This is a genomic window from Streptomyces sp. NBC_00388, assembly GCF_036061255.1.
In the GTDB taxonomy this organism is placed as follows: Bacteria; Actinomycetota; Actinomycetes; order Streptomycetales; family Streptomycetaceae; genus Streptomyces.
Genome location: NZ_CP107948.1, coordinates 2991907 through 3010923, shown reverse-complemented (window position 1 = coordinate 3010923; position 19017 = coordinate 2991907). Strand labels below are relative to the sequence as shown.

Below are 19017 nucleotides of genomic sequence, written 5' to 3'. Positions count from 1 at the left end.
TTGTGACAGTGCCGTCATCAACCATGCCTCTGTGTAGCGGAGTTGTGAAAGCCCCGGCCCCTCCTGAGGGAGGGGCCGGGGCTTTCACGCCGACGCACGGTGGCCGTTCGGATCCGTTGCGTGCGCGCCTGTGCCGTGGCTGTGGACGGCGGGGTCAGCTCAGGCGCTCGATGACCATGGCCATGCCCTGGCCACCGCCCACGCACATCGTCTCCAGGCCGAACTGCTTGTCGTGGAACTGGAGGCTGTTGATCAGCGTGCCGGTGATGCGCGCGCCCGTCATGCCGAAGGGGTGGCCGACGGCGATGGCACCACCGTTGACGTTCACCTTGTCCAGGTCGAGACCCAGGTCGCGGTAGGACGGGATGACCTGGGCGGCGAACGCCTCGTTCAGCTCGGCCAGGTCGATGTCGCCGATCGTCAGCCCGGCGCGCTTCAGGGCCTGCTTCGACGCCTCCACGGGGCCGTAGCCCATGATCTCCGGGGAGAGGCCGGTGACGCCGGTCGAGACGATCCGGGCCAGCGGGGTCAGGCCCAGCTCGCGCGCCTTGGTGTCACTCATGATCACCAGGGCCGCCGCGCCGTCGTTGAGCGGGCAGCAGTTGCCCGCGGTGACGCGGCCGTCGGGGCGGAAGACCGGCTTCAGGCCCTGGACGCCTTCCAGCGTCACACCGGCCCGCGGGCCGTCGTCGGCGGAGACGACCGTGCCGTCGGGGAGGGTCACCGGGGTGATCTCGCGGGCCCAGAAGCCGTTCTTGATCGCTTCCTCGGCGAGATTCTGCGACCGCACGCCGAACTCGTCCATGTCCTGCCGGGTGATGCCCTTGAGTCCGGCCAGGTTCTCCGCGGTCTGTCCCATCGAGATGTACGCGTCCGGGACGAGGTTGTCCTCGCGGGGGTCGTGCCAGGAGGCGCCCTCGCTCTTCGCCACGGCCTCGGTCCGCTCCTCGGCCTTGGCGAAGAGCGGGTTGTGCGTGTCGGGCAGGCTGTCGGAGTTGCCCTTCACGAACCGCGACACCATCTCGACACCCGCCGAGATGAAGACGTCACCCTCGCCGGCCTTGATGGCGTGCAGCGCCATCCGCGAGGTCTGGAGCGAGGACGAGCAGTACCGCGTGACCGTACAGCCGGGGAGGTGGTCCATCCCCATCTGCACGGCGACGATGCGGCCCAGGTTGTTGCCCTGCTCGCCGCCGGGCAGCCCGCAGCCCAGCATCAGGTCGTCGATGTCCCGGGGATCCAGCTCGGGGACCTTGGCGAGGGCAGCCTGGATGATGGTGGCGGTGAGGTCGTCGGCGCGCAGGTCCTTCAGCGAACCCTTGAAGGCGCGGCCGATGGGGGAGCGGGCGGTTGAGACGATCACGGCTTCGGGCATCACGGCTCCAGAGGGTGCGGTGGGGCTTGGGGGTCGGGTGACGGCAGGGGGCGTGCGGCGCCTCGGTGCGGGGCGGCTTCGGGCGATGAGCGGGCAGGGCTGATTGGAAGTTACCCGGCCGTACCCGTGAGGTCACCGGAGTCGGTGTGTGATGCGGGACTCTTTTCTAAGCGACCGCTCAGGATGGCCGGAGCCGGAGCCGGAGCCGGAGCCGGAGCCGGGGCCGGAGCCGGGGCGGGGCCGGGGCCGGGGCCGGGGTGGTGACGCGCTCCCGGCCCCGCCCCGGCCCCCGGGCTTTCTACCCGTGTGGCGCAGTGTCCGCCGGTTCCGGCGACTCGGGCGACTCCGGGAGGCGCCGGCGCCTGCGGTGCTTCAGCAGGGCCCAGGGCGCACGGGCGCCCGTGACCTCGGTGCCCGCCTCCGACGCCGCGGCCGACGCGGCCTTGGCCACCGGCAGGATGTCCTCGTCGCGGGCCGCGTCCAGGTGATCGGTCTCCGGCCACAGGCCCAGCACCGCGCAGAGGGTGGGCAGCACCGCCATCGCGGCCGTCGCGTAACCCTCCGCCGACGGGTGGTAGTTGTCCGGCCCGAACAGCTCCCGGGGGTTCGCCGCGAACTCCGGGCCCAGCATCTCGCCCAGGGACACCGTCCGCCCGCCCTGCTCGATCACTCCGATCGTCTGGGCCGCCGCCAGCTGGCGCGAGACCCGCCGGGCCAGCCACCGCAGCGGCTGGTAGACGGGCTCGACCGTCCCGAGGTCGGGGCAGGTCCCGACGACGACCTCGGCCCCCGCCGTACGCAGTCTGCGGACCGAGGTCGCCAGATGGCGTACGGACTGGGTGGCCGGCATGCGGTGGGTCACGTCGTTGGCGCCGATCATGATCACGCAGACCTCGGGCAGCCGCTCGGGATCGGCGAGCACCAGTCCCACCTGCCGGCCCAGGTCGTCGGACATCGCACCGGGAAGTGCGACGTTCCGCAGGTCAACCGGGCGTTCCGCCACCGCGGCGAGCCCCGAGGCCAGCAGGGCGGCCGGTGTCTGGCCCGCCCGCCGTACGCCCTGGCCCGCCGCCGTCGAGTCACCGAGCATGACGAGCCGTAACGGTTCCAGGTGCCCCGTACGGCCCGCGAAGGCCAGTCCGTACCGCCCGTCCGCACTCGGCGCCTGGGGGGCCCGCCCGCCGCCCACCGAGCGCTTCGCCAGCTGGACCTCCGCCAGCATCACCCCCACCGCGGCCGCCCCGACCAGGCCGATACTCCCGCCTCCGTATGCCGCGCCTGCGGCGATCCGTCGCGCCACCCTCGCTCTCGACACTGCCACCTCCTCATAGCCGTACACGTGCCAGGCGGTGTCCGGCCGGCCGGTCCGTCCGCCGCCTGGTGCGGCGACCGGCCGCCCGACCGGGCTCCGTCGTCCGGCGCGCACTTCTGCCGTAGTACCCGGACCCGCGCATAGTCCCGCTATGCCCTGATCCGCCCGTCCCGCAACTGCACGCACCGGACGCCGCTCACCGGTCCGCCCGGGAAACCGGACAACACCTAACTGCCCGGAGACCGGTGCTGCCCAATCTTGTCCAATACGCTGACCGCCATGGTGCACTTCCACGACTCGATGATCAGTCTCGTCGGCAACACCCCGCTGGTGAGACTCAACAACGTGACCGAGGGGATCAGGGCGACCGTCCTGGCCAAGGTCGAATACTTCAACCCGGGCGGCTCCGTGAAGGACCGGATCGCCGTCCGCATGATCGAGGCGGCCGAGCAGAGCGGCGAGCTGCAGCCCGGCGGCACGATCGTGGAGCCGACCAGTGGCAACACTGGTGTCGGGCTGGCGATCGTCGCCCAGCAGAAGGGCTACAAGTGCATCTTCGTCTGCCCGGACAAGGTGTCCACGGACAAGATCAACGTGCTGCGGGCGTACGGGGCCGACGTCGTCGTCTGCCCCACGGCCGTCGATCCGGACCACCCCGACTCGTACTACAACGTCTCCGACCGCCTGGTCAGGGAGACGCCGGGAGCGTGGAAGCCGGACCAGTACAGCAACCCGAACAACCCGCGCTCGCACTACGAGACCACCGGGCCCGAACTGTGGGAGCAGACGGAGGGGCGGATCACGCACTTCGTGGCCGGCGTCGGTACCGGCGGCACGATCAGCGGGACCGGGCGGTACCTCAAGGACGCGTCCGACGGCCGGGTCAAGGTCATCGGCGCCGACCCGGAGGGCTCCGTGTACTCCGGGGGCTCCGGGCGGCCCTACCTCGTCGAGGGCGTCGGTGAGGACTTCTGGCCTTCGGCCTACGACAGGACCGTGACCGACGGCATCGTCGCCGTGTCCGACAAGGACTCCTTCCAGATGACGCGCAGGCTCGCCAAGGAGGAGGGCCTGCTCGTCGGCGGCTCCTGCGGGATGGCGGTCGTGGCGGCGCTGCGGGTGGCCGAGGACCTCGGGCCCGACGACATCGTCGTCGTGCTGCTGCCGGACAGCGGGCGCGGCTACCTCTCGAAGATCTTCAACGACGAGTGGATGAACGACTACGGCTTCCTGGAGCAGCCCGGCACCGAACCCCGCGTCGCCGACGTGGTGCTGGGGAAGGAGGACGGCATTCCCCACCTGGTGCACATGCATCCCGAGGAGACCGTCGGCGACGCGATCGACGTGCTGCGCGAGTACGGCGTCTCCCAGATGCCGATCGTGAAGCCGGGGGCCGGGCACCCGGACGTGATGGCCGCCGAGGTGATCGGCTCGGTGGTGGAGCGCGAGCTGCTCGACGCGCTGTTCACCCAGCGGGCCTCGCTCGGCGACGCGCTGGAGAAGCACATGTCCTCCCCGCTCCCGCTGGTCGGCTCGGGCGAGCCGGTCGCCGACCTGATGGCCGTGCTCGGCAAGGCGGACGCGGCGATCGTGCTGGTGGAGGGCAAGCCGACGGGCGTGGTCAGCCGCCAGGACCTGCTGTCGTACCTGGCCCGCGCGGCGCGCTCGGCCTAGGTCCTGCCCGGCCGGGACCGACCCGTCCCGGCCGGGGCTGCCGTCGCTCTTCCCGCGCATGCCGTGCGCGGGAGAGCCACAGGCACCGCGCGGGCCGGCACGGAGCCTGCCCGTCCCGGCCGTCCGCGGCCGGCCACCGGCCGTCAGCCGCCCGCCGTCACGGCCTTGAGCTCGGCCAGCGTCTCCCTGATGAGCCGGGAGAGATCCGGCTCGCCGGTCCCGCTGACCCAGCTCTCGAAAGCGACCCGGAAGACCGCGATCCCCGCCTCGGCGGCCAGGCTCGCGGCCGGCTCCCCGGTGCCGCGCTTCCGCAACGCCCCGGCCAGCGCCGACGCGAGGGACGCCAGCTTGATCAGCTCGCGCTCCCGGAGCTCCGCGTTCGCGGCGATGACGCCCTGCCGCTGCCGGGCGTGTTCACGGCGGTCACGGAGGTAGCCGCCCAGCGGATCGAGCGCCGCGGCCACGGCGTCGATCGGCGCCGTCGCAGCGGGTGCATCGGCGAGATGGCTCACGAGAAGCTCCTGCATCGCCGCCGCCCCACCGAACAGCACCTCGCGCTTGTCGGCGAAGTGCCGGAAGAACGTGCGCTCCGTGAGCCCGGCCCGTTTGGCGATCTCCGCCACGGTGGTCTGTTCGTACCCCCGCTCGACGTAGAGCTCCAGTGCGGCCTGCTCCAGCCTGCCGCGCCCGTTGGGCTCCCATCGACTCATGCCGCAGATCCTACGTGATGACAGGCTCTGACATCAGGTGTTACGGTCGATGACAGGAACTGACATCGGGGGTCCGGTGCGGCCCACCCCGCACCGGACCCCGGCCATCTGGAGGTTTTCGCATGCGCGTCTTCGTCACCGGAGCGTCCGGCTTCATCGGCTCGGCCGTCGTCCCCGAACTCATCAACGCCGGTCACCAGGTTGTCGGGCTGGCCCGGTCGGACACCTCGGCCGCAGCCCTCACCGCGGCCGGGGCCGAGGTGCACCGCGGCGCTCTCGACGACCTCGCCGCCCTGCGCGCCGGGGCCGCCGCCTCCGACGGGGTGATCCACCTCGCGTTCATCCACGACTTCTCGCAGTTCGAGAACGCGGCAGCCGTCGATCTGCGGGCGATCGAGGCGCTCGGCTCCGCACTGGAGGGGTCCGGCCGGCCACTCGTCGTCGCCTCCGGCACGCTCGGGCTCCGGCCTGGGCGCGTGGCGACCGAGAACGACATGCCGGAGGAGGGTCCGGGCGGCGGGCTCCGGGCCGCTTCCGCGCGGGCGGCGCTCGCCTTCGCCGGGCGCGGTGTCCGCTCGTCGATCGTGCGGCTCGCCCCCTCGGTGCACGGCGAGGGGGACCACGGCTTCGTACCCGCGCTGATCGCCACCGCACGGGAGAAGGGCGTCTCCGGATACGTCGGCGACGGGGCCGCCCGCTGGCCGGCGGTGCACCGGCTGGACGCCGCCGAACTCTTCCGGCTGGCCCTGGAGAAGGCCCCGGCGGGCTCCGCGCTGCACGGCACGGAGGAGGAGGGGGTGCCGGTGCGCGACATCGCCGGAGCGATCGGGCGCCACCTCGGCGTTCCGGTGGCCTCCGTCGATCCCGGGGAGGCGGCCGGGCACTTCGGCTGGATGGGGGCCGCCCTGGCCGCGGACACACCGACCTCCAGTGCCCTGACGCGCGAGCTGCTGGGCTGGCGGCCCGCCCGCCCCGGGCTCCTGGCCGACCTCGCCGCGGGCCACTACTTCGGGGGCCCGGCCGCCTGACGGCGGCTCCCACCGGGGTGCGTCCGGCGGCCGTACGCCCCGGGCCACGGGGGCGGGGGCAGGCTTCGCCCAAGTGGTACACGGGCGACACGCCCGCGCAGCACCGGCTTAACACGGCTGCGGCAGATTGGTGGGTGCCGGCAGGGCGACCAGCCGGCACCACGAACGGCGTCACGGACCTCCGGAGCGGCTCCCGGCTTCCAGGACGCCTGGATGCGGCACCCCGGCCCTGACCCGGACCCGCGTCTCCTCGCGGGGACCGCCGTCGTCCCGCCCCCCGGCCAGCCGGGGGTGCGGCGGTCCCCGCGATCACCCCTGTCCGGCGCGCGTCAGTCCTGCCAGCTCGATTCCCGCGGGGACTTCGGGCGGGAGCGCCCGTGGAAGAGGCCGCCGTCGCGTGCGGCGTGGACGACGTTGACGCCCACGATTCCCAGCCAGGTGACGATCAGGCCGTCGAGACCCGCGTTGATCACCCCGATCGCCGACAGCGGGACGGCAAGGACCATCATCACGATCCCGAATCCGAACCGCTCACCGAACCCGCCCTCCGGCTGCTGCGGGCGGCTGCCGCCCCGGGCGGCGGCTATCTGCTGTTCGGCCATCTGCCGGCGCACCCGGCGGTCCACTGTGTCGTCGAGCCGCTGCTCGACCTTCTCCAGGAACGATTCGACCAGGGCCGATTCGTAATCCTCGCCCAGTTCCCTGCGGGCGTGCAGGGCTGCGTCGAGTTCCTTCTTCAACTCCGGGTCGCTGGCTTCCATGGGACCACGGTACGAATGCGGAGCGCGCGGAGCAGTGGGGCTAGCCCCCCAATTCCGCTGGGGTTGCACCCCCGGCCCCGTGGGCGCCTACGGCGCGGGCACCTGCTCCGGTACCGGCTCGGCGGCCCGGGTCAGGATGGTGGCCGCCGGGATGTGCGAGGTGTCGCGCCGTGCCAGCGCCCAGTAGAGCACCGCCGGGACCACGAGACCCACGATCCAGGAGATGTCGGCGCCGCCGAGCGGTCCGACCAGCGGCCCGGTGTAGAAGGACGTGGCCAGGAAGGGGAACTGCGCCACGAGCCCGATCCCGTAGACCACCAGCGCGTCCCACCGCCAGGCGCCGTAGCGGCCCTTCGGGTCGGAGAGGGCCGGGATGTCGTAGCGCTCCCGCGAGATCAGGTAGTAGTCGACGAGGTTGACCGCCGACCACGGGGTGAAGAAGGCCAGCAGGAAGAGCAGGAAGTCCTTGAAGGAGTCGAGGAAGCTGTCCTTGCCCGCGAGGGCCACCACGGTGCCGGCGACCATGATGACCAGGATGTAGAGCGTGCGGCCGCGCGGGGTCAGGGTCTTCTGGCCGCGGAAGCCGCTGACGCTCGTCACCATCGACATGAAGCCGCCGTAGGTGTTGAGCACGTTGATCGTGAGCTTCCCCAGCGCGATGACGAAGTACAGGACCGAGGCCATCAGTCCGGTGCCGCCGAGGCCGACCACGTACCCGACCTGGCTGTTGAGGAAGGCGTCGCCCGCCGTGGCCGCCACCAGGACGCCGAAGGTCATCGACCACTGCGAGCCGAGCGTCGTGCCGCCGAGCGTCCACCAGAACGTCGCGCGCCCGCTGGTCGTACGGGGCAGATAGCGCGAGTAGTCGGCCACGTAGGGGCCGAAGGCCAGCTGCCAGGAGGCCGAGAGCGAGACCGCGAGCAGGAACAGCGGGAAGGAGAAGCTGTGGTCGTGCAGGACGGTGCCCAGGTCGATCCGGTCGAGCAGCCGGATACCGAGGTAGACGAAGGCGATGGCGCAGATGACGCTCGCCACCCGGCCGAGCGTGTGGATGACCCGGTAGCCGACCACGGCCATCGCCGCGGTGATCACGGCGAAGACGATGATGCCCGTGGTGTCCCCGAGGTGGGTCAGCTTGCCCACCGCCTGGCCCGCCAGGACGGTGCCGCTGGCGAAGAACCCGACGTACATCAGGATCACCAGGGCCAGCGGGACCACCGCGCCCTTGACGCCGAACTGCGCGCGGGACGAGATCATCTGCGGCAGCCCCAGCCGCGGGCCCTGCGCCGAGTGGAGGGCCATCACCGTTCCGCCCAGCAGATTGCCGAGCAGCAGTCCGACGATCGACCAGAGCGCCCCGCCGCCGAAGACCACGGCCAGCGCGCCCGTCACGACCGCGGTGATGTGGAGGTTGGCGCCCACCCAGAGGGTGAACTGGGAGAAGGCGCTGCCGTGGCGCTCCTCGTCGGGTACGACATCGATCGACCGCTGTTCCACCAGGCCTGCCACTGGACGGCCTCCCTCTCACCACTGCGCTGCCACCGCCGGGCGGTGTGCGCCGACCGGCGATGTATCGATCTATGCAGAGTGTGGTGTGGTGAATGGAAGGTCAATAGGTTCCGGTCAATTAGCTGCTTCTTCAGACCGCCGGGCTGTCCATTGGGCGAAGTTCGTCCGCATATGAGACGGAAATTCGGCGCATCAGGCCGTCGTCGGTGATGTCGTACTGGCCGAGCCGCCAGAGCGGCGGCGAGTACGCGTGGATCGAGACCGCGTCGTCCGTCTCCCCGGTGAGCCGGTGGATGTGGTCGGGACCGAAGCAGAAGGAGGCCCCCGCGCCGACGGACGAGGCGAGGTGCCGGCCGCCGATGCGCGGGTTCGACTCGGTCAGCACGCCCTGGACCACGCGGACCGCGCCCGACGAGATGTCGTGGTCGTGCCAGCCGGTGTCGTTCTGCCGGGTCCAGCAGAGCAGCCAGATATCGACGTACTCGTCACGGTGCAGCGAGGCGTAGTGCCGGTCGGTGTCCGAGAAGGCGACCTCGGAGCGCCAGAGCTCCGGACGGGTGGCCAGGTCGTCGACCAGGGTCCTGAGTTCACGCTTGTCGAGATTGCGGTCGGGCAGTGCGGCGTCGTACGTCACGGGGTTGCTCCCTTCAGGAGGCGGGCGGGGTTACCGGCGCGCAGGGCGTGGACGGCCGCTTCGGCGCCGAGATCGGGGATGACCGGCGGGGCGTAGGGGCGGTCGCTGCCGGATACGACCACGTCGATGCCGACCGCCCGGACCAGGGCGTCCACGGCCCGGGTGCCGTACGAGGAGGTCTCGTAGAAGGCGTCGAAATCGACCGTCCCCCGGCCGCCGCCGCGGGCCGAGAGCCGCTCGCCGTGCAGCGGGGCGAGGCCGGCGAGTGCCGCGAAGCAGACCCGCAGCCGCGGGTGGCGCGGTCGGCCGAAGGCACGGAACGCGAACCAGGAGGCGTGCATCTGCTGGACGTACGGCACCAGCGCCGGCCACCACGGCGGCGTTCCGGGGGCGCTGGGGGGCGCCGCGCCGGGATGGACGAAGAGCGGCTTGTCCGCGCGGACGAGGGTGTCGACCAGCGGCGCGCAGTGCGCCCAGCCCGCCTCGTCCAGCAGCGCGGTGGCGGGCAGCTGGAGGCCCGCGCACCCCTGGTCCAGGGTGCGGGCCAGTGCTGCGGGGTCCGGCGCGACGAGTCCGGCCGACGCCCAGACGCCGAAGGGCGCGGGGAGCGCCAGGGCTCCGCTGTGGAAGGCGTTCAGCAGCGGGTCCGCCTCGGCGGGCGGCAGGTACTCGATGCCGAGCGGGCTGGAGAGCGAGACGAGCGCGAGGCCGAGGCCGTCCGTGTGGGCCAGCGCGGTGCGGGCGGCGACGTCGTGGTCGGCCGGGTCGACCACGTACGGCGGCTCTCCTCGCAGGTGGAGCGTCCAGCCGTCGAGGTACGGGGCGGTGGTGCGGGTGCGCAGCAGCTCGGTGAAGGCCGGCGGCCAGAGGTGCTGGTGGACGTCTGTGAGCACGACTCACCCTTCTGCCGAGCGATCTGCCGGGTCTGCCGAGCGATCTGCCGGGCCGGCTGTTAAGCGATTAAGTGACGCGCTTCAGTGAAACGCTTAACAAGCGCGGGTGTCAAGACGCGGCCCGGAGCGGGCCCAGGAACGGGCGCCACCGGTGTGCCCGTTGGCGGGGCGGGCTGTCGGAGGCGGCCGGTAGGCTTCTCGCATGGCCAGGCCGAGCAAGCGCACCACCCTCCGCGAGGTGGCAGAGGCCACCGGCCTCTCCACCGCCGCCGTCTCGTACGCCCTGCGCGGCAAGCAGGTCTCCAAGGAGACCGAGGAGCGGGTCCGCAAGGCCGCAGCCGAGCTGGGATACGAGGCCGACCCCATCGCCCGGGCGCTCGCCAGCGGCCGTACGAGCATGGTCGGCGTCCTCGCGGGTGACCTCCAGGACCTCTGGCAGCAGCAGTTGATGGCGGCCATAGGGCGCGAGCTCCTGGCGGGCGACCGCTACGCGCTGATCCTCGACGCGGGTGGCGACCCCGTGCGGGAGCTCGCCCTCGCCAAGCAGCTGCGCGATCAGCGGGTGGACGGTCTGCTCGTCTCGCCCGTCGACCCTTCGGCCGAGGGCTGGGCGAAGATCGCCGAGGCGGTGCCGGTGGTCTCCATCGGTGACTCGCTCCAGCAGGCCAGGACCGCCGGAGAGGTGCTCTTCGACAACCGGGCCGGGATCGACGCGGTGCTCACCTATCTCGCGGGCCTCGGGCACCGGCGGGTGACGGTGCTGACCCCGACGGGCCCCAGTACCCCCGACCGGCCGGCCGACGTCTATGTGCGCGAGGCCGCGGACCGGCTCGGACTCGATGTCGAAGTGGTGCCGTGCGCGCAGGAGTTGGGTGAGGCGACCGCCGTGGCGCGCGGGGTGGTCGGGGGTCGTTCCACCGCGGTCTTCTGCTTCTCGGACTCGATCGCGTACGGCGTGTACGCGGCGGCGGCCGAGGCGGGCCTGACCGTCGGCCGGGATCTGTCGGTCGTCGGTTTCGACGACCACCCGGTCTCCCGGGTCCTGACACCCGCGCTGACAACCCTGGACTGGGGCCTCGCGGAGATCGCGGCCGAGGCGGCACGGCTGGCCGTGGCGGCGATCGAGGGGCGCCGGGTGCGGCGCAAGCGGATCCTCTGCGCACCGCGGCTGGTGGAGCGCGGATCCGCCGCGGGGGCGCTGCCTCCCGGCCCCGGGCCGGCGGCCGGCGACCGGAACTGACCGCGGTCACCTGGAGCGGGGCCCGGGGGCCCGGCCGGCCGCCCGGCAGCCGGGAACCGGGACCCCCGGTTCCCGGCCGCCGGACAGGACGGGCCGTCCTGCGCCCGGGAGCCGGGAGCCGGGGCGGTCAACCGGTCAGGCCGGCACCTTGTGCTGCTTCAGCCACTCGTCCGCGACCCGGTCCGGGTCCTTCTTGTCCTTGTCGACCATGCGGTTCAGCTTCGTCAGCTCCTCCGTCGTCAGCACGTTGCCCAGCTGGGCCAGCGCCTTGCGGACCTTGCCGTCCGCCTTGCGGGCGGCGATCAGCGGGACGATGTGCTGCGCGGGCACCAGGTGCTTCGGATCCTCCAGGACGACCCAGTTGTTCGCCGCGACGTCCACATCCGTGGTGAAGATGTTGGCGACGTCCACGTCGCCCTTCTTCAACGCGCCCTTGACCAGGGGGCCCGACGAGTCGAGCGCCTTGAACTCCTTGAACTCCACGCCGTAGACGTTCTTCAGGCCGACGACCCCGACGACCCGCTTCTTCATCTCGGCCGCGGCGCCGAACACCAGCTTGCCGTTGGCCTTCTTGAGGTCGGCGAGGGTCTTGAGCCCGTACTTGTCGGCCGTCTCCCGGGTCACCGCGAAGCTGTCGCGGTCCTCGGCCGCCGCGTACGGCAGGACCTCCAGACTCGCGGGCAGCACGGCGGCCAGCGCGTTCTGCATCGCGCCCGCCTCCGTCTCGGTGGCCTTCTGGTTCAGGTAGAGCAGCAGACTGCCCTGGTACTCGGGGAGCAGATCGATGTCGCCCCCTTTCAGCGCGGGGACGATGATCTCGCGGGAGCCCAGGTTGGGCTTGACCGTGGTCTTGATGCCCGCGGCCTTGAGTGCCCCCGCGTAGAGGTAGCCGAGTATCTGGTTCTCGGTGAAGTTGGCGGTGCCTATGACCAGCCCGCCCGAGCTGCTTCCGGCGTCGCCGCCGGAGCCGCCCCCGTTGAGGGACGTGATGCCGGACGAGCAGGCGGCGAGCACGGGCGCCGATGCGCCGGCCAGCAGGGCGGTGAGTGCGGTACGTCGGTTCATCTCGGTCTCCAGAAGTCAGCGGGCGGTGTCGGGACGGCCGCGCAGCAACAGCCGCTGCACTCCGCCCAGGGCCAGGTCGGCGAGGACGGCGAGGACGGCGACGAGCACCGCACCCCCGAGCACCTGCACCAGGTCGCGCTGGGCGAGCCCGTCGAATACGTACCGGCCGAGTCCGCCGAAGCTGACATAGGCGGCGATGGTGGCGGTGGCGATGACCTGCACGGTCGCCAGCCGGATGCCGGTCATGATCAGGGGCAGCGCGAGCGGGAGCTCGACCTGCCAGAGGACCTGGTGGCCGCGGAGCCCCACGCCCTTCGCCGCGTCCTTGACCTCCGGGTCGACGGCGACCATGCCCGCGTAGGTGTTGGTGATGATCACCGGCACTGCGAGGGCGACCAGCGAGATGTACACCGGCCAGATGGAGAGCCCGCCGGCCAGGAAGACCAGTGTCACCAGACCGACGGTGGGCAGCGCGCGTCCGAAGGACGCCAGGTTGACCGCGATGAACGCGCCGCGCCCGGTGTGGCCGATCAGCATCCCGATCGGGAGGGCGATGACGGCCGCGATGACGGTGGCGAGCAGTGAGTACTGCAGGTGTTCGACGAGCCGGTGCGCGATGCCGTCCTGGCCCGACCACTGGGCGGAGCCGGTCAGCCAGGACGCGAGGTTCTTGAGGAGTTCCAGCATGGGTCAGGCGCCCCTCTTCATGGAATGGCGCTGCCGGGTCCAGGGCGTGCACAGCCACTGGACGGTGACGAGCAGCGCGTCCGCCACCAGGGCGAGCAGCAGGGTCAGGATCACACCGGCGACGACCGGGGTGGGGTAGTTGCGCTGGAAGCCGTCGGTGAAGAGCTGGCCGAGGCCGCCGTAGCCGATATAGCTGGCGACGCTCACCAGCGAGATCGACATGACGGTGGAGACCCGGATCCCGGCCATGATCACCGGGAGCGCCAGCGGCAGTTCCACGGTGAGCAGGGTGCGCAGCGGCCGGGTGCCCATGGCGGTGGATGCCTCGCGGACCCTGGCGGGCACCGCGTCCAGGCCCTCGACGGTGTTCCGTACGAGCACCACCAGGGTGTACGCGGTCAGGCCGGTGATGGCTGTCGTGCGGGTGAGCCCGGTGATGGGCAGCAGCAGGACGAAGAAGGCCAGCGACGGGATCGTGTAGAGGATGTTGGAGAGGCCGAGGACGAAGCCGCGCAGTGCGCGTACCCGGTGGGCGAGTACCGCGAGCGGCAGCGCGATCAGCAGGCCGATGAGGACGGCGGGCACCGCGGTGGAGAGATGGTCCGCGGTGAGGTGAGCCATCTCACCGGTGTGGTCGGGGAACCAGCCCCAGTCGATGGTCATGCGGCGCTGCCGGTCTTCGACGGGGCGTCGCCGGCGGCTCCGGCGCTCGTGTGGGCCTCGCCCGCACGGTCGTGGATGGCGTCCCGGGAGGTGACGCCGGTCAGTACGCCATCGGCGTCCACCCGGGCCACCAGCCCGGCCGGGGAGGAGACCGACTCGTTGAGCGCGGAGAGCAGCGAGTCGGTGTCGCGCAGCGCCCGTACGGGCAGCAGCGGGGCGTCGCCCGCGGTCCCGGCCGCCGGGGCGGTCTCCGTGTCGAGCCAGCCGAGCGGCCTGTTGTCGGCGGATACCACCAGCTGCCAGCGGCCGGTCCGCTCCGCCGCGGATTTCCGCTCGTCGGCGCGGACGACCGGGGCCGGCGTCTGCGGTATCCCGGCGAGGGTGGAGAGGGACAGCAGCTTCAGGCCGCGCTCCGCGCCGAGGAAGTCCGCGACGAAGTCGTCGGCGGGCCGGGCGAGCAGTTCGGCGGGCTCGGCGCACTGGACGAGATGGCCGCCGGTCCGGAAGACCGCGATGCGGTCGCCGAGCCTGACGGCCTCGTCTATGTCGTGGGTGACGAAGACGATGGTCTTGTTCAGGTCCTTCTGCAGCCGCAGCAGCTCGTCCTGGAGCTGGGTGCGGACCACCGGGTCCACCGCGCCGAACGGCTCGTCCATCAGCAGGACCGGCGGGTCGGCGGCGAGCGCGCGGGCCACGCCCACCCGCTGCTGCTGGCCGCCGGAGAGCTGGTGCGGATAGCGCTTGCCGGTGTCGGCGTTCAGCCCGACCGTTTCGAGCAGCTCCGCGGCGCGGGCCCGGGCCTTCTTGCGGCCCCAGCCCAGCAGCAGCGGTACGGTCGCCACGTTGTCCAGGATCGTCCGGTGCGGGAAGAGCCCGGACTGCTGGATGACGTATCCGATGCCGCGCCGCAGCTCGGCCGCGTCCGCTTCGAGTATGTCCTTGCCCGCCAGGCGGATGGTCCCCGACGACGGGTCGACCATGCGGTTGATCATCCGGAGCGTGGTGGTCTTGCCGCAGCCGGACGAGCCGACGAGGACCGTGATCTGCCCTTCCGGCATGTCCAGGCTGAGGTCGTGCACTGCGGTGGTGCCGTTCGGGAAGCGTTTGTGCACGGCGTCGAATTTGATCATCGGTCATCCCTTGCCCGGCTGCATATGGTCATGCAGAGTTCTCGGTGTCTGAATAATTTGTCAATGGGCTGCGGTAGAACACTGGCGACGTAGGTCCATCAGGCAAGATCGAATGTCGGAAAAGGAGGCGTTCGCGCATGATGCCGTACCGCACGGTGGACACCCAGACCGGCATTGTGGTCCTCGACGGTGAGTCCCTTCCGGTCGCCGACGTGGTCCGGCTGGCCCGCAGTACGGCCAGGCCCGTACCCGGGACCGGGGCGATGAAGCGTGTCGAACAGTCCTGGGACGCGGCGCGCGAGCTCGCCGCGTCGGGTCGGGTGTACGGCCGCTCCACCGGTGTCGGCGCCAACCGTAACGAGTCGGTGCCCTCCGGCGCAGCCGCCGACCACGGACTGCGGCTGCTGCGCTCGCACGCGGGCGCCATCGGGGACCCGCTGCCGGCCCACGAGGTCAGGGCCATGCTCGCAGTCCGCGCCAACCAGCTGCTCGCCGGAGGGGCCGGGCTGCGCCCCACTGTCGTCACCGCGCTCTGCGAGGCCCTGGAGTCCGGCGCCCACCCCGTCGTCAACGCCTTCGGCTCCGTCGGGACCGGCGACATCGCGGCCCTGGCCCAGATGGGCCTCGCGCTGGCCGGTGAACACCCCTGGGAAGGCGGCACACCGCCCGCCGCACTGCGCCTCGACAACAACGACGCCCTCGCCCTGATCAGCAGCAACGCCCTCACCCTCGGCCAGGCGGCGCTCGCGCTCGACGAGCTGCGCGGGCTCGTCGACGCGACCCAGGTGGTGGCCGCGCTGTCGCTGCTCGCCGTGGACGGATCGTTCGAGGCCTACGCGGAGCCGGTGCACTCGGCCCGCCGGCACCCCGGCTCGTACGCGGTCGCGGCCCGCAGCCGCCTGCTGCTCGGCGCAGCCGAGCGGCCCACCCCGCCGCTGGGCCGCATCCAGGACCCGTACGGCTTCCGCTGTGTCCCGCAGATCCACGGGCCCGCCCAGGACGCGGCGGACCTGCTGGAGCGCACCCTGGCCGTCGAGATCAACGCGGCGGCCGAGAATCCGCTGATCCGTGCGTCGGACATGGCCGCCTACCACCACGGTGGCTTCTACATGGCCCAGGTCGTCCTGGCGCTCGACCACTTCCGGCTGGCTCTCACCCAGACCGCCCGGCTCTCCACCTCCCGGCTCTCCGCGCTGAACGAGCCCGGCTTCACCCGGCTGAGGCCCTTCCTCGCCGACGGCGAGGCCGCGTCGTCGGGAGTGATGATCCTGGAGTACGCGGCCGGGGCCGCCCTCGGTGAGCTCACCGCCCTCTCCGCCCCCGCGTCCCTCGGGCACGCCGTCCTCTCCCGCGGCGTCGAGGAACAGGCCAGCTTCGCCTCCCTCGCGGCCCGGCAGGCGCTGCGGGCCGGGCGCGCGTACCGCTATGTGGTGGGCTGTGAACTGGTCGCCGCCGTCCGGGCGCTGCGCCAGCGCGAACTGCGGATCGACCCCGGTCTGCCGGTCGGCCGCGCCTTCGCCCTGGCGGACGAGGTGCTCGACCCGGATCTCGCGGACCGGCCGCTCACCGACGACGTGGAGACGGCGACCGCCCTTCTCGACCGGTTCAATGAGCTCTGACGCGGGCGGTTACCCGAAGCGGGGGGCTCCCCGCGGGGCGGGCGGTTCAATGAACTCTGATGTGGATGTGGAACTTGAGGGGGACGACGGTATGAGCGAGAGCCCGGCCGCACGGCTGCAACAGCTCTTCGAAGGGCACCGGCTGACACCGACCCAGCGGCGCATCGCGCACTGCATGGTGCGGCAGGCCGCCGACGCACCCTTCCTCTCCTCCGTCGAACTGGCCGAACTGGCAGGGGTCAGCCAGCCGTCCGTCACCCGGTTCGCGGTCGCGCTGGGCTTCGACGGGTATCCGGCGCTGCGCAGGCACCTGCGGGAGGTCGCCCCGGCCGGGCGGGAGGCGGCGGACGACAGCCTCAACGAGTACCAGCAGGCCGTCCGTGCGGAGATGGAGAATCTGCGCAGGCTCGCCGAGGTGCTCGCTGATCCCTCGCTGGTGGAGCGCGCGGGGCGGCTGCTTGCCGGTTCCCCTGCGCTGCCGGTGCTGGGCCTGCGCGCCGCCTCCTCGCAGGCCAGGGGTTTCGCGTACTTCGCGGCCAAGGTCCACCGGGATGTCCGGCTGCTGGACGAGGGCGGCACGATGCTGGCCGACCGTATCGACGCCTCGGTACGGGCCGGGGCCACGGTGCTGCTCTGCTTCGCGCTGCCGCGCCACCCGCGTGAGGTGGTCGATGCGCTCGCCTACGCGCAGTCGGCCGGGCTGACCGTGGTGACGGTCGCCGACTCGGCCTTCGCGCCGGTCGCCCGGCACAGCGACATCCTGATCCCCGCCGCCGTCGGCACCGGCCTCGCCTTCGACACGGCGTGCGGGCCGATGCTGCTGGGGCGGGTGCTGCTGGAGGCGATGTGCGACGACCTGCCGCAGGCCCAGTCGCGCCTGGAGGAGTTCGACGCGCGCGCGGCGGCGCGGGGGCTGTTCGTCGAGTAGCGGTCGCGAGCGTGGGGGAGCGGCCGCAGTCGCGGGGGAGTGCCGGAACGGATCACCGGTTCCGGCGCTCCCCCGTCTCTCACGGCGTACTCAGAAACCGTCGCTAATCTCCGCTCGGTCCGGAGCAGGGTGCGCGGAGGGAGTACGGACGTGGGGCGCGGCAGAGCGCAGACGCAGACACAGGAACGGAAGCAGGGTCGGCCGGCGGGGCCGGGGAAGGACAGGCCGCGGACCGTGGCGAGGGTCGCGGTGCTGGTACGGGCCGGGGCGGCGCCCCTGTGGTGGCTGGGGCTGGTGGCCGCGGCTGCCGGGACCCTGCCGCCCGGATTCACGGGGCGCAGGACCGGTCTTCTGGCCGGGGCCGCGCTCGCCCTGATCACTTGCGCGGTGGCGGCCCTGGTCCGCAGACGCCGGTTCGTCCATCTGTCGGGGTCGCCCTCGCGCGCGGGCCGGTCCGACTTCCTGCAGGACCGCGCTGTGACCGTACGGAACTGGCGGCGCGCCCACCGCTGGTGGCTGCTCGCGGGCTTCGCCGCGGCGCTCGCCTCGTCGTTCGCCCTTCCCGCCGCGGGCGGAATGGTCCTCGCCGGGGCGGGCGCGGGCCTCTGGCTCAGGGCGGTACTGCTGGGCCGCCGCGAACGCGCCGACGACCTGCTCTTCTGGGTCCGTACGGACTGGATCGCGCGGGGTCCCGCGGGGAAGGCGGTCAGGGGATACCGCTCGACGGGTGTCCTCGCGGGCGACGCCGCACCCGGCGGGGCACGGCGTCGCTGACGGGGGCCGGTCCGGCCGGGTCACACCTCCAGCTCGGCCTCGATCTTCTTGAGCTGGTGGCGGGCCATCGCGAGGTTCGCCCGGGACTTGTCCAGCGCCAGATAGAGGAACAGCCCGTTGTTCCCACGGCCCTTGAGCAGCCGGATCAGGTGGTACTGCTCGCCCAGGGTGATCAGGATGTCCTCGATCTCGTCCTTGAGACCGAGGTGTTCCATGGTCCGCACCTTGGCGCGCACCACGTCGGTGTTCCCGGCGGCGGCCACGGCCAGATCGAGGTCCTTGCCGCCGCCCAGGGTGCCGAGCGCCATTCCGCTGGTGTAGTCGACGAGAGCCACGCCGAGGGTGCCCTCGATCGAGCTCATCGCGGTCTTGAGTGTGGTTTCGGTGTTCGCCATGGGAGGCGTACTTCCTCTCTTGCTGGGGGCGCCGGAGCGAGTGGTGTCCGAGCGGTCGGTGGGCGGGCTGTCGGTGGGCGGGCGATGCGCGTGCGGGGGGTTCGTGTCCGGGGAGTCCACGGGCGGGTCCGCGTCCGTGTCCGGGCGGGCGGCACCGGAACCTGCGGTACGGGTACGGGTGCGGGCGCCCCGCGAAGGGGTGCCGCGCGCAGGCGGGTTGGTCATGGGCTCTCCTGGCGTTCGAGGGCGCCGTCGACCAGCTCACCGATCCGGGTGCTCGACCGGCGGGCCTCCAGGTGCAGCCGCCCCACGTTGGTGCGCGGCTGGGCGAGCAGGGTGAGGACGGCGGACCGGCCTGCCGCGTACGTCGCCACATAGCCGTGCTCGCCGCGGACCAGCAGTTCACGGAAGGCGCCCTGGCCCGTCGTCTCGGTCAGCCGCACCGCGACGCCCAGAGCGGCGGCGGTGAGCGCGGCGACGGACTCGCCCTCGGCCGATGTGGTGTCCTGCGCCAGTACCAGGCCGTCGGCGCTGGCCGCGAGCGCTCCGCTGATCTGGGGCACCCGGGCTCTCAACCGCCTGAGTTCATCCAGTACTTCGGCCTCCGCGGACATCAGTTG

19 protein-coding genes are annotated in these 19017 nt (G+C 72.1%); 6 read left to right on the top strand and 13 right to left on the bottom strand.

What is annotated here, in order from left to right; translation table 11 throughout:
- Positions 1-154: 154 nt before the first annotated feature.
- On the bottom strand, positions 155-1375 hold the full coding sequence (locus OG917_RS13605) for an acetyl-CoA C-acetyltransferase (RefSeq protein WP_328317852.1): 1221 nt from the start codon (positions 1373-1375) through the stop codon (positions 155-157).
- Positions 1376-1673: 298 nt separating this feature from the next.
- The gene (locus tag OG917_RS13600; RefSeq protein ID WP_328321863.1) at positions 1674-2675 is read right to left on the bottom strand and encodes an SGNH/GDSL hydrolase family protein; all 1002 of its coding nucleotides are present in this window, start codon (positions 2673-2675) and stop codon (positions 1674-1676) included.
- Positions 2676-2969: 294 nt separating this feature from the next.
- On the opposite strand from OG917_RS13600, the gene OG917_RS13595 reads away from it, so the two are divergent.
- Positions 2970-4361 carry a cystathionine beta-synthase gene (locus tag OG917_RS13595; protein ID WP_328321861.1) on the top strand — a complete coding sequence of 464 codons (1392 nt, stop codon included), beginning with the start codon at positions 2970-2972 and terminating at the stop codon, positions 4359-4361.
- Positions 4362-4504: 143 nt separating this feature from the next.
- Here the strand turns inward: OG917_RS13595 and OG917_RS13590 are convergent, their stop codons facing one another.
- A complete protein-coding gene (locus OG917_RS13590; protein ID WP_328317851.1) occupies positions 4505-5071 on the bottom strand; it encodes a TetR/AcrR family transcriptional regulator in 567 nt (188 codons plus the stop codon).
- Between the two features lie 122 nt (positions 5072-5193).
- Between OG917_RS13590 and OG917_RS13585 the strand changes: the two genes are divergently transcribed.
- Complete coding sequence (locus OG917_RS13585) at positions 5194-6099, top strand: SDR family oxidoreductase (protein WP_328317850.1); 906 nt, start codon at positions 5194-5196, stop codon at positions 6097-6099.
- Between the two features lie 329 nt (positions 6100-6428).
- Here OG917_RS13585 and OG917_RS13580 read toward each other — a convergent pair whose 3' ends face one another.
- The 4 genes from OG917_RS13580 to OG917_RS13565 form a co-directional block, all read right to left on the bottom strand.
- Positions 6429-6860, bottom strand: a complete 432-nt coding sequence (locus OG917_RS13580; protein ID WP_328317849.1) for a hypothetical protein — start codon at positions 6858-6860, stop codon at positions 6429-6431.
- An 87-nt stretch (positions 6861-6947) separates the two neighbouring features.
- Entirely contained in the window at positions 6948-8369 is a 1422-nt protein-coding gene (locus OG917_RS13575) for a purine-cytosine permease family protein (RefSeq protein ID WP_328317848.1), read from the bottom strand.
- A 130-nt stretch (positions 8370-8499) separates the two neighbouring features.
- Positions 8500-9003, bottom strand: a complete 504-nt coding sequence (locus OG917_RS13570; RefSeq protein WP_328317847.1) for a cysteine dioxygenase — start codon at positions 9001-9003, stop codon at positions 8500-8502.
- A complete protein-coding gene (locus OG917_RS13565; protein ID WP_328317846.1) occupies positions 9000-9896 on the bottom strand; it encodes an amidohydrolase in 897 nt (298 codons plus the stop codon). Before OG917_RS13565 ends, OG917_RS13570 begins: the two co-directional genes overlap by 4 nt.
- A 202-nt stretch (positions 9897-10098) precedes the next feature.
- Between OG917_RS13565 and OG917_RS13560 the strand changes: the two genes are divergently transcribed.
- Positions 10099-11136 carry a LacI family DNA-binding transcriptional regulator gene (locus OG917_RS13560; protein WP_328317845.1) on the top strand — a complete coding sequence of 346 codons (1038 nt, stop codon included), beginning with the start codon at positions 10099-10101 and terminating at the stop codon, positions 11134-11136.
- A gap of 135 nt (positions 11137-11271) precedes the next feature.
- Here the strand turns inward: OG917_RS13560 and OG917_RS13555 are convergent, their stop codons facing one another.
- The 4 genes from OG917_RS13555 to OG917_RS13540 are packed head-to-tail and all read right to left on the bottom strand — an operon-like array spanning position 11272 to position 14681.
- Positions 11272-12201 (bottom strand): ABC transporter substrate-binding protein, encoded by a 930-nt coding sequence (locus OG917_RS13555; protein WP_328317844.1) that lies wholly within the window; start codon positions 12199-12201, stop codon positions 11272-11274.
- A 15-nt stretch (positions 12202-12216) separates the two neighbouring features.
- On the bottom strand, positions 12217-12888 hold the full coding sequence (locus OG917_RS13550) for an ABC transporter permease (RefSeq protein WP_328317843.1): 672 nt from the start codon (positions 12886-12888) through the stop codon (positions 12217-12219).
- 3 nt (positions 12889-12891) lie between these two features.
- Entirely contained in the window at positions 12892-13551 is a 660-nt protein-coding gene (locus OG917_RS13545; RefSeq protein WP_328317842.1) for an ABC transporter permease, read from the bottom strand.
- Positions 13548-14681 (bottom strand): ABC transporter ATP-binding protein, encoded by a 1134-nt coding sequence (locus OG917_RS13540; RefSeq protein WP_328317841.1) that lies wholly within the window; start codon positions 14679-14681, stop codon positions 13548-13550. The genes OG917_RS13545 and OG917_RS13540 overlap by 4 nt, the downstream gene beginning before the upstream one ends.
- 140 nt (positions 14682-14821) lie before the next feature.
- On the opposite strand from OG917_RS13540, the gene OG917_RS13535 reads away from it, so the two are divergent.
- The 3 genes from OG917_RS13535 (at position 14822) to OG917_RS13525 (ending at position 18002) form a co-directional block, all read left to right on the top strand.
- Positions 14822-16300 carry an aromatic amino acid ammonia-lyase gene (locus tag OG917_RS13535; protein WP_443059074.1) on the top strand — a complete coding sequence of 493 codons (1479 nt, stop codon included), beginning with the start codon at positions 14822-14824 and terminating at the stop codon, positions 16298-16300.
- Between the two features lie 91 nt (positions 16301-16391).
- Entirely contained in the window at positions 16392-17228 is an 837-nt protein-coding gene (locus OG917_RS13530) for a MurR/RpiR family transcriptional regulator (protein ID WP_328317839.1), read from the top strand.
- Positions 17229-17462: 234 nt separating this feature from the next.
- Positions 17463-18002 (top strand): hypothetical protein, encoded by a 540-nt coding sequence (locus tag OG917_RS13525; RefSeq protein ID WP_328317838.1) that lies wholly within the window; start codon positions 17463-17465, stop codon positions 18000-18002.
- 20 nt (positions 18003-18022) lie between these two features.
- On the opposite strand, the gene OG917_RS13520 is transcribed toward OG917_RS13525, so the two are convergent.
- Together OG917_RS13520 and OG917_RS13515 are read right to left on the bottom strand one after the other, a co-directional pair.
- Positions 18023-18397 (bottom strand): hypothetical protein, encoded by a 375-nt coding sequence (locus OG917_RS13520; RefSeq protein ID WP_328317837.1) that lies wholly within the window; start codon positions 18395-18397, stop codon positions 18023-18025.
- Positions 18398-18618: 221 nt separating this feature from the next.
- Complete coding sequence (locus OG917_RS13515) at positions 18619-19011, bottom strand: roadblock/LC7 domain-containing protein (RefSeq protein WP_328317836.1); 393 nt, start codon at positions 19009-19011, stop codon at positions 18619-18621.
- Positions 19012-19017 lie beyond the last annotated feature (6 nt).

Bases quoted from the DNA above. Each gene is read 5' to 3' on its own strand.
- OG917_RS13530 (WP_328317839.1), top strand. From the start codon at position 16,392: ATGAGCGAGAGCCCGGCCGCACGGCTGCAACAGCTCTTCGAAGGGCAC.
- OG917_RS13605 (WP_328317852.1), bottom strand. From the start codon at position 1,375: ATGCCCGAAGCCGTGATCGTCTCAACCGCCCGCTCCCCCATCGGCCGC.
- OG917_RS13520 (WP_328317837.1), bottom strand. From the start codon at position 18,397: ATGGCGAACACCGAAACCACACTCAAGACCGCGATGAGCTCGATCGAG.
- OG917_RS13560 (WP_328317845.1), top strand. From the start codon at position 10,099: ATGGCCAGGCCGAGCAAGCGCACCACCCTCCGCGAGGTGGCAGAGGCC.
- OG917_RS13585 (WP_328317850.1), top strand. From the start codon at position 5,194: ATGCGCGTCTTCGTCACCGGAGCGTCCGGCTTCATCGGCTCGGCCGTC.
- OG917_RS13515 (WP_328317836.1), bottom strand. From the start codon at position 19,011: ATGTCCGCGGAGGCCGAAGTACTGGATGAACTCAGGCGGTTGAGAGCC.
- OG917_RS13590 (WP_328317851.1), bottom strand. From the start codon at position 5,071: ATGAGTCGATGGGAGCCCAACGGGCGCGGCAGGCTGGAGCAGGCCGCA.
- OG917_RS13580 (WP_328317849.1), bottom strand. From the start codon at position 6,860: ATGGAAGCCAGCGACCCGGAGTTGAAGAAGGAACTCGACGCAGCCCTG.
- OG917_RS13535 (WP_443059074.1), top strand. From the start codon at position 14,822: ATGCCGTACCGCACGGTGGACACCCAGACCGGCATTGTGGTCCTCGAC.
- OG917_RS13550 (WP_328317843.1), bottom strand. From the start codon at position 12,888: ATGCTGGAACTCCTCAAGAACCTCGCGTCCTGGCTGACCGGCTCCGCC.
- OG917_RS13540 (WP_328317841.1), bottom strand. From the start codon at position 14,681: ATGATCAAATTCGACGCCGTGCACAAACGCTTCCCGAACGGCACCACC.
- OG917_RS13555 (WP_328317844.1), bottom strand. From the start codon at position 12,201: ATGAACCGACGTACCGCACTCACCGCCCTGCTGGCCGGCGCATCGGCG.
- OG917_RS13545 (WP_328317842.1), bottom strand. From the start codon at position 13,551: ATGACCATCGACTGGGGCTGGTTCCCCGACCACACCGGTGAGATGGCT.